The following is a 2,081-nucleotide window of genomic DNA, read 5'->3' as shown; positions in this document are numbered from 1 at the left end:
ATGACCCCAGCGCACCGCGCCCGTTTGGCAACCGTGAAGTGTGGGGCGGCTATGACCCTGCCCGTTCCGGCGACCTCTCTACCTTTGTGATCATCGCGCCGCCGCTTTATGAGGGTGAAAAATTCCGTGTGCTGCGGGTGATTAACTGGCAGGGCATGAATTTTCGCTATCAGGCCAACCAGATCAAGAAGCTGTTCCAGCAATACCACTTCACCTATATCGGCATAGATATCACCGGCCTTGGCATTGGCGTGTTTGAAAACATCCAGCATTTCGCCATGCGCCAGGCAAAAGCCATTCGCTACGGCGTAGAGACAAAAAACCGCCTGGTGATGAAAGCCGCTGACGTGGTGGAAAGCAAACGCATTGAATGGGATCAGGATGAAAAGGCGATCGCCGCGTCCTTTATGGCCATCAGAAAAACCACCACCGCCAGCGGCAATGCCATGACCTTTGTTGCCGATCGCAGTGCGGAAACCGGTCACGCGGAGGCCGCTTTTGCCATCATGCACGCGCTGGACAATGAACCGCTGAACTATGAGAACAAACTGCAATCCCGATGGAGACTAAAAAAAGCAGCATGAAAAAGACGACTAACCGACGCGGCAAAACGGCTAACAGCGCTCCGCAAAAGAAAATGAGCATTATCACTTTTGGTAAGCCGGAACCGGTGTTAACCACTGGCACCGATTATCACGATGTGTGGTACGACAACAATTTCGACCATTACACGCTACCGATTGATCGCCTGGCGCTGGCACAGCTCATCAATCTGAATGGCCAGCACGGCGGCATCGTCTATTCACGCCGTAACATGGTGGCCTCTGACTACCTGAGCGGCGGATTAACTCACGATGACATTCTGGCCGTGCTGTTTGATTACATCACCTTTGGGGATGTAGCCATCCTGAAAGTGCGTAACGGGTGGGGGGATGTTGTGGCGTTGGCCCCGCTGCCGGCACTTTATCTACGCTGCCGAAAATCCGAGGAATTTGTGGTACTCCAGAACGGTGAACCGCTGGTTTACCCCCCGGAAGATGTGATTTTTATCAAGATGTATGACCCCCAACAGCAGGTGTACGGCCTGCCCGACTATATCGGCGGCATTCACTCCGCATTACTCAACAGTGAGGCGGTGATTTTCCGACGCCGTTACTACCATAACGGGGCGCACACAGGGGGCATTCTGTATACCAGCGACCCGAACATGACTGATGAGATTGAAGAAGAGATCGAGCGGCAATTAGCCAGCAGCAAAGGAATTGGCAATTTCTCCACCATTCTGGTGAACATCCCTAACGGCGACAAAGAAGGGGTGCAATTTATCCAGATGGGCGACATCAGCGCCAAAGATGAGTTTGCCAACGTGAAGAACATCAGCGCGCAGGATATCCTCAACGCCCACCGCTTCCCGGCTGGCCTGTGCGGTATTATCCCGCAAAATGCGGCGGGATTGGGTGATCCCGAGAAAGCCCGCACTACCTATCGCAAAGATGAGGTGATCCCCATCCAGCGCCGTTTTATGGCCGCCGTGAATGGGGATAAAGAAGTGCCGCCCGCCTTACATCTGAAATTCACTATTGATGAAACGCCCGAGGGTGATAAATGAGGTCAAAAATGCTAAAATTTGGCCAATTTCACTCATCGAGAGCCAGAAACATGCGTGTACTGAAAGTCGTTTGCCCTGAGTGCAATAGCAAGGCGATTATCCGCAAAACCGTTCGTAAACATCGCCATATATCAGATATTTACTGTGCATGTGCTGACGTCGAGTGTGGGCATACATTTGTATTAAACATGACGTTTTCACACACAATCAGCCCAAGCGCTAAATCACAAGACAGCTTATTGAAGGGGATCGTAGATACCTTAGACCCCGAACGGCGACAAATGCTGTTAAATTTACTGCAAAACCCCGCCGCCTGATTTGCCCCCTTCATGGGGGTTTTTACGTCCATACTCATCAACCTTGCAGACCAAATCCCGCGTTAACTCCGCAATCCAGTTAATTGCCAACGTCATATCTTCATCACAACACTCGCTGTCAGCAATCAATCGCACGACCAGATCTATACGCTGCA

Annotated in this window: 2 protein-coding genes and 1 pseudogene; all 3 read left to right on the top strand. The window is 51.6% G+C overall.

The window, feature by feature from the left end; genetic code table 11:
- Positions 1–584, top strand: a pseudogene (locus J5224_RS25600) (terminase); the annotation flags it as partial.
- The gene (locus J5224_RS25595; protein WP_264628013.1) at positions 581–1,609 is read left to right on the top strand and encodes a phage portal protein; all 1,029 of its coding nucleotides are present in this window, start codon (positions 581–583) and stop codon (positions 1,607–1,609) included. The pseudogene J5224_RS25600 and the gene J5224_RS25595, both read left to right, overlap by 4 nt.
- Positions 1,606–1,926: an ogr/Delta-like zinc finger family protein gene (locus tag J5224_RS25590; RefSeq protein ID WP_413544726.1), complete on the top strand. Its 321-nt coding sequence runs from the start codon at positions 1,606–1,608 to the stop codon at positions 1,924–1,926. Before J5224_RS25595 ends, J5224_RS25590 begins: the two co-directional genes overlap by 4 nt.
- Positions 1,927–2,081 lie beyond the last annotated feature (155 nt).

This window comes from Candidatus Symbiopectobacterium sp. NZEC135 (assembly GCF_025962695.1).
Note: the sequence above shows the minus strand (reverse complement) of the source record. Positions and strands in the feature narration are given on the sequence as shown.

Coding starts and splice junctions, on each gene's coding strand:
- J5224_RS25595 (WP_264628013.1), top strand. CDS start 581: ATGAAAAAGACGACTAACCGACGCGGCAAAACGGCTAACAGCGCTCCG.
- J5224_RS25590 (WP_413544726.1), top strand. CDS start 1,606: ATGAGGTCAAAAATGCTAAAATTTGGCCAATTTCACTCATCGAGAGCC.